The organism is Mesorhizobium sp. M7A.F.Ca.ET.027.02.1.1, assembly GCF_004022985.1.
In the GTDB taxonomy this organism is placed as follows: Bacteria; Pseudomonadota; Alphaproteobacteria; order Rhizobiales; family Rhizobiaceae; genus Mesorhizobium.
In genome coordinates, this window is sequence record NZ_RZOL01000032.1 from 21,738 (window position 1) to 28,911 (window position 7,174).

Genomic DNA, 7,174 nt, shown 5'->3' on the forward strand with positions numbered 1-7,174 from the left:
ATATGCTCGATATCAAACGCATCCCCCTCCCCGCGCTGATCGGGATCGTGCTGACGGCATTGTTCGTGCTGGCGGCGATCTTCGCCCCCTGGATCGCGCCGCACGGCAATGGCGAAATCGTCGGCGACGTCTGGGAACCGATGTCGGCTGCCCATTTGCTGGGCACCGACAATCTCGGCCGCGATCTTCTGTCTCGCATGATCTACGGCGCCCGCATCACTTTGTTCATCGCTGTGCTGGCCACCGCACTGTCATTCTCGCTCGGCGCCATCCTGGGCTTCTCGGCGGCCGTCTTCGGCGGCTGGTTCGACACGCTGCTGTCGCGCCTCGTCGATCTCCTGATGTCGATCCCGACGCTGATCATGGGTCTCGTCGTGCTGTCAGTGCTGCCGACCAATCTGGTGACGCTGATCCTGGTGATGGGCATTCTGGATTCGACCCGCGTCTATCGCCTGTCGCGCGCGGTCGCCGTCGACATCAACGTCATGGACTATGTCGAGGCGGCGAAATTGCGTGGTGAGGGCAGCGGCTGGATCATCTTCCGCGAGATCCTTCCCAACGCGTTGTCGCCGCTGGTTTCGGAACTCGGCCTGCGCTTCATCTATGCCGTGCTGTTCCTGTCGACGCTGTCGTTCCTCGGCCTTGGCGTGCAGCCACCGGACGCCGACTGGGGCGGCATGGTCAAGGAAAACAAGGACGGCATTGTCTTCGGCATCGCGGCCGCGCTTATCCCGGCGGCGGCGATCGCCCTGTTGGCGATTTCCGTCAACCTGGTTGCCGACTGGGTGCTCAACCGGACGACCAGCCTCAAGGGAGGACGCGGGTGATGGCCGACACCAAAGCGAAATCAGGCCTGCTGCTCGACATCCGCAACCTGCGCATCGAAGCCACCGTCTTCCCGCCCGGCGAGCCGCCAAAGAACATCGTGTTGGTGCACGATGTCTCGCTGACGCTTGAAAAAGGCAAGGTGCTCGGCCTGATCGGCGAGTCCGGCGCCGGCAAGTCGACCATCGGCCTGTCGTCGGTGGGCTATGGCCGCGGCGGCGTGCGCATCACCGGCGGCGAGGTGATCCTGAACGGCCGCGACATCCTCAAGGGCGGCAAGGACGGCTTCCGCAAATTACGCGGCCGCGAGGTCTGCTATGTCGCGCAATCGGCGGCAGCCGCCTTCAACCCGGCGCACCGGCTGATGGACCAGGTGGTGGAAGCCACGCTGCTGCACGGTACGGCAACGCGGGCCGAGGCCGAGAAGCGCGCGGTTGCGCTGTTCAAGAAGCTCAGCCTGCCGAACCCTGAAACCATCGGCGAGCGCTTTCCGCACCAGGTTTCGGGCGGCCAGCTGCAGCGCGTGATGACGGCGATGGCGCTGTGCTCCGAGCCGGACCTGATCGTCTTCGACGAGCCGACAACGGCGCTCGACGTGACGACGCAGATCGACGTGCTGGCGGCGATCAAGGATGCCATCCGCGACACCCATGTCGCTGCGCTCTACATCACCCACGACCTTGCCGTCGTCGCCCAGGTCTCCGACGAGATCATGGTGCTGCGCCATGGAAGGCTGGTCGAATGGGGCGGCACAAGGCAGATCATCAAGGAGCCGCGCCAGGAATACACCAATGCGCTGGTCTCGGTGCATGAGATCGAGCATCAGGAGCAGAAACCCGGCACGTCGCCATTCCTGTCGGTGAAGAACGTCACCGCCGCCTATGGCCGCAGCGACATCAAGGTGCTGAAGAACGTCTCGGTCGACATCTATCCGGGTCAGACTCTGGCCGTGGTCGGCGAGTCCGGCTCCGGCAAGTCGACGCTGGCGCGCGCCATCACGGGACTTTTGCCGCCCGAACAGGGCACCGTCACCTTCGACGGACGTCCGCTGGCCAACAGGCTGGCCGACCGGCCGAAGGAGGATTTGCGCCAGTTGCAGATGATCTACCAGATGGCCGACGTGGCGATGAACCCGCGCCAGACCGTCGGCACCATCATCGGCCGGCCGCTTGAGTTCTATTTCGGCATACGCGGCCGCGAGCGCGACAGGCGCGTCGCAGAACTGCTCGACAAGATCGAGATGGGCAAGGGCTTTTCCGACCGCTATCCGGCCGAACTTTCCGGCGGCCAGAAACAGCGTGTCTGCATTGCCCGATCGCTTGCCGCCAAGCCGAAGCTGATCATCTGCGACGAGGTGACCTCTGCGCTCGATCCGCTGGTCGCCAACGGCATCCTCAAGCTGCTGCTGGAGCTGCAGAAAGAGGAGAACGTCGCCTACCTGTTCATCACCCACGACCTCGCCACGGTGAAGTCGATCGCCGATTCGATCGCGGTGATGTATCGCGGCGAAGTGGTGCGCTACGGCCCCAAGAGCAAGGTGCTAAGCCCGCCCTTCGACGCCTACACCGACCTGCTGCTCTCCTCGGTTCCAGAGATGGAAGTCGGCTGGCTGGAAAAGGCAATCAAGGGACGGCGCATGGCCAGCGCGGGCAACTAACGCAATTCCGGGAAACTGGAACCGGTTCTCCCAGAAGAAGCGCATGGCGCTCCCCTGGGAATTGCACCAGACCAAGCCGCCACATGGGGCGCCGGCGACCGTCATCCGGATGCAACACAAGAGCGCCAAACGTCCTTCGGGACGAGCGCTGCTCGCACGACTTTTAAAACAGGGGTAGGACATGAAGACTGAACTCGATTATCTCGCCGAACTCGCCGGTCAAGGCCGGATATCGCGCCGCGCCTTTCTTGGGCGCGCCGCCGCGCTCGGCGTATCGGCGGCCCTGATGCCGGCGCTGGCCGGCAAGGCATTTGCCCAGACGGCGGTGAAGGGCGGTATCATCAAGGCCGGTCTGCAGGGCGGTGAATCCACCAACAGCCTCGATCCGGCGCTGAACCTCAGCCAGGTTACCTTCAGCTTCGGCAAGCTTTGGGGCGAGTATCTCGTGCGCCTCACCCCGGACAACAAGCTGGTCAACCTGGTTGCCGAGGAGATTGGCGCCTCGGCCGACGCCAAGACATGGACAATCAAGATCCGCGACGGCATCGAGTTCCACAATGGCAAGACGGTCGGCGCGGAGGATGTTGCTGCCACCATTGAGCGCCATGCGGACGAGAAGTCCAAGTCCGGAGCACTCGGCATCCTCAAGAACATCAAGGGGATCAAGGCGAGCGGCAAGGAGGTCATCGTCACGCTCGGCGACGCCGATGCCGACTTCCCCTATCTGATGGCCGACTACCATCTCACCATCCAGCCGAATGGCGGCAAGGACGATCCGAACGCCGGCATCAGCGCCGGTCCCTATAAGGTTAGCGTCAACCAGCCCGGCGTGCGCCATGGCGGCGAGCGCTTCGCCAATTACTGGCTGGGCGACAAGGCCGGCCATGCCGACCAGGTCGAGATCATCGTCATCAATGACGCGACCGCACGGCTTGCCGCCCTGCAGGGCGGCCAGGTGCACATGATCAACCGCGTCGAGCCGAAGGTCGTCGATCTGGTCAAGCGCATCGCGGGCGTCTCCATCGAGAACGTCTCGGGCAAGGGCTACTACCCGTTCAACATGTTCTGCGACACCGCCCCCTTCGACAGCAACGATCTGCGGATGGCGCTGAAGCTTGCCATGGACCGCGACGAGATGCTGGAAAAGATCCTGCGCGGCTATGGCTCGGTGGGTAACGACTTCCCGATCAACGAGGCCTATCCGCTGTTTTCCGCCGACATCGAGCAGCGCAAGTTCGATCCGGACAAGGCGGCGGCAGCCTATAAGAAATCGGGCCACAGCGGCTCGATCGTGCTGCGCACCTCGGACGTCGCCTTCCCGGGCGCCGTCGATGCCGCACAGCTCTATCAGCAGTCCTGCGCCAAAGCCGGCATCAAGATCGAGATCAAGCGCGAGCCCGGCGACGGCTACTGGTCGGAGGTCTGGAACAAGCAGCCTTTCTCGCTCTCCTACTGGGGCGGACGCGCGACGCAGGACCAGATGTATTCCACCGGCTATGTCTCGACCGCCGACTGGAACGACACGCGCTTCAAGCGGCCGGAATTCGACAAGATGCTGTTTACCGCGCGCGGCGAGCTCGACCAGGCCAAGCGCCAGGCGATCTACCACGACATGGCAGTGATGATGCGTGACGAAGGCGGGCTGATCGTGCCCTTCTTCAACCAGTTCATCGACGCGGCCGCCACCAGCAAGATCGGCGGCTATGCCAAGAGCCCTATCGGCGAAATGATGGACGGCTACGCGCTTGCCGAGTGCTGGCTCAACGCTTGAGCGGACTCTGATCGTCCGATTTCATCTAGCAAGAACGCCGTGTGCCCAAGACGGCACACGGCGTTCCCGTTTCAACCGCCAACCGCATGGAGCAGCCCGTGGCGCTCAAGTCCAAGCTTCTGCTGATCATCCTCGACGGCGTGCCTTACCGGAACTGGCGCCGGCTGATGGGCAATCTCGAAGGCTGGGTGCAATCGGGCGAGGCGCGCGTCTGGAAGATACGCTCGGTGCTGCCGTCGACCTCGGCCTGCTGCTATGCGTCGATCCACACCGGGGTCTCACCGCAGGTGCACGGGATTCTCTCCAACGAGAACCGGTTCCGCGTCGAGCAGCCCGATATCTTCTCCGAAGTCAGCAAGGCAGGCGGCAAGACGGGGGCGGTGACCCATTCCTACTGGTCGGAATTCTTCCGCGGCTATCCGTTCGACCTGGTCGAGGACATGGAATTCGACGAGCCAGGCGGGCCGATCACGCATGGCCGCTTCCACACCATGACCGGGTACAATCTTCGCAACCAGATGACGCCGAGCGATGTCGACCTGTTCGCGACGCTGACGATGCTGACGAAACGCCATGGCATCGACTACGGCATCCTGCACACCTGCACGCTGGACTCGATGGGACACCGCTTCGGCCACGACTGCCACGAGATGGACCATGCCGTCTATGCGATGGACGGGATGCTGGCCGCCTTCCTGCCGCGCTGGATCGAAGCCGGCTATGAGGTGATCGTCACCGCCGATCACGGCCAGACCGATCGTGGCCATCATGGCGGCCATGACGACGAGATGCAGGATTTCGCGCTGTACTATTTTGGACAAGGTAAGGGTCCGCAGGCCGACACGCTGCTCGACCAGCTGCAGCTGGCGCCGACAGTGCTGAGCCGGCTGGGTGTGGCAATACCGGAGACGATGAAGGCTAAATCTTTCTTGGAGTGAGCGGGCGCGCAGAACTCTTCCCTTCCCCCCTTGTGGGGGAAGGGAAGACCCTGCCTCTGGCAACACTTCCTTACTTCGGTTAGCCTCCGCAAAATTCCTTGGCGGAGGATGAACCTTTTTGGACCGATCAGCGACAGAGCAGACAGGAGCCAGGCGGCTCGACCGGCCATGACGGCAGCGACGGAGACCGATCGCGCTCTCGTCGACCGGGTCGCGAAGGGCGACCGTGCCGCCGTGCGGCTCCTGTTCATGCGTCACCACGCGCGGGTCTACCGCTTCGTGGCGCGCCAGACGGGATCGGAAATGATGGCCGACGATATCGCCAACGAAGTCTTCCTCGAGCTATGGCGCCAGGCGCCCGGCTTCGAAGGGCGTTCCGAAGTCTCGACATGGCTGCTCGGCATCGCCCGTTTCAAGGCGCTGTCCTTTCTGCGCAAGAAGAAGGAAGACTGGATCGACGACGAGGCCGCCGCCGCGGTGCCCGATGGCGCGGACACGCCGGAAGTCGTCACCATGAAGGAAGACAAGGCCGCCGCCCTGCGGCGCTTCGTCGACACCTTGCCCGAAGAGCATCGCGTGGTCATCGATCTTGCCTATTATCACGGACAGTCGGTGAGCGAGATCGGCGAGGTGCTCGACATTCCGGTCGCCACCGTCAAGACCCGGATGTTCTACGCCCGCAAGAAACTCGGCGAGGCCCTCAAGGCCGCCGGTTACGACAGGGGGTGGCCATGAGCGCCGCTGAAAAGATGTCGCGCCGCGACGAAATGGAAACGCTGCTGCCATTCTACCTGAACGGCTCGCTGGAAGGTTCCGACCTGGAAGCGGTCGAGGAGTGGCTGGCCAGCGATCCGGCCGCACTTGCCGCCCTTGGCGAGGCTGAAGCCGAATTCTCCGGCGCCACGGCCGCCAACGAAGCAATCCGGCCGCCGGCCGATGCGCTCAGCCGCTTTGCCAAGGCACTCGACGCCGAGGCCGGGCCTGCGCGCAAGCCGGCAGGATCGTCCTGGCTGGCGCAGGCCTGGGGCCGCTTCATGGCGGTGCCGGTCGGTGTCGCCTGGGCGGCAGCCGCGGTTCTGCTGGCTCTGGTCATGGTGCAGTCGTTTGTCGAACCCGGCGGCAAGGGCAATGATTTCGAGATTGCCGGCGCGCAAGACGATCCGGCGAAAATGCCGTTCGCCCTGGTCAAGTTCAAGCCGGATGCCAAGATGTCGGACATTTCCGCCTTCCTCGGCAGCAACGGGCTGAAGATCATCGGCGGACCGACCGCCGACGGCGTGTTCCGGCTTGGCATTCCGGCCGCGACAGCTGCCGACTACAACAAGCAAATCGGCCTTGTTGCCGCCCAGGCTTTCACGGAAACTGTGATCGAGGGAAGGAAACCCGTTGATGGCGGCTGAGGCGGTCATTCGATTTGCGGCAGTGCTTGCGACGGCGATGGCAATCGTCGTGCCCGCGTCGGCGCAGACCAACGACCCCAATCCAGACCAGACGAAAATCGACTGCCGCAACGGGACCAACGCGGCGGGCGCCGATTGCGCCAAGGATGGCAATGACACAAAGAGCGGATCGGACGCAGGCCAATCCGGCGCGGTCTTCCTGCCGGCGCTGATCGTCGACCTGTTTCCCAACCCGGCGGCGTCTCCAACACCGGTACCGACGCCCCGGCCGGCGCCCGCAACGCCGCCGGCCGATACTCAAGCCGGCCCCCCGCCCGGTGGCCCGATCGTCTCGCCGACCGATCTTATTGCCGTTCAGCCGCCGCGCGCGGTGGTTGGCGATTTCGTGCCCGACGAGGTGCTGGTGACCGTCGACGGCGATGCCGGCGCTGTCCAGCAGATCGCCGCCTCCTTCGGCCTGCAGGTGCGCTCGCAGCGCCAGTCGCTTCTGCTTGGCACCACGCTGGTGCGCTTCGGCATTCCCGACGGCCGGCCCGTCGGCGTCGTGCTGGCGCAACTGGCCGCCGACGGGCCGGCCGTCGGG

Annotated in this window: 6 protein-coding genes and 1 pseudogene; all 7 read left to right on the top strand. The window is 64.1% G+C overall.

What is annotated here, in order from left to right; all coding sequences use genetic code 11:
* Positions 1–2 precede the first annotated feature (2 nt).
* Entirely contained in the window at positions 3–827 is an 825-nt protein-coding gene (locus tag EN749_RS06195) for an ABC transporter permease (protein ID WP_127268157.1), read from the top strand.
* Positions 827–2,482: an ABC transporter ATP-binding protein gene (locus EN749_RS06200; protein WP_128362769.1), complete on the top strand. Its 1,656-nt coding sequence runs from the start codon at positions 827–829 to the stop codon at positions 2,480–2,482. The genes EN749_RS06195 and EN749_RS06200 overlap by 1 nt, the downstream gene beginning before the upstream one ends.
* A gap of 181 nt (positions 2,483–2,663) precedes the next feature.
* Positions 2,664–4,253: an ABC transporter substrate-binding protein gene (locus tag EN749_RS06205; protein ID WP_128362770.1), complete on the top strand. Its 1,590-nt coding sequence runs from the start codon at positions 2,664–2,666 to the stop codon at positions 4,251–4,253.
* Positions 4,254–4,339: 86 nt separating this feature from the next.
* Positions 4,340–5,191 carry an alkaline phosphatase family protein gene (locus EN749_RS06210; protein ID WP_164873920.1) on the top strand — a complete coding sequence of 284 codons (852 nt, stop codon included), beginning with the start codon at positions 4,340–4,342 and terminating at the stop codon, positions 5,189–5,191.
* Between the two features lie 168 nt (positions 5,192–5,359).
* On the top strand, positions 5,360–5,926 hold the full coding sequence (locus EN749_RS06215; RefSeq protein WP_127268161.1) for a sigma-70 family RNA polymerase sigma factor: 567 nt from the start codon (positions 5,360–5,362) through the stop codon (positions 5,924–5,926).
* Positions 5,923–6,591 carry an anti-sigma factor gene (locus EN749_RS06220; protein ID WP_127808228.1) on the top strand — a complete coding sequence of 223 codons (669 nt, stop codon included), beginning with the start codon at positions 5,923–5,925 and terminating at the stop codon, positions 6,589–6,591. Before EN749_RS06215 ends, EN749_RS06220 begins: the two co-directional genes overlap by 4 nt.
* Positions 6,581–7,174 (top strand): annotated as a pseudogene (locus EN749_RS06225) (peptidase S8); the annotation flags it as partial. The gene EN749_RS06220 and the pseudogene EN749_RS06225, both read left to right, overlap by 11 nt.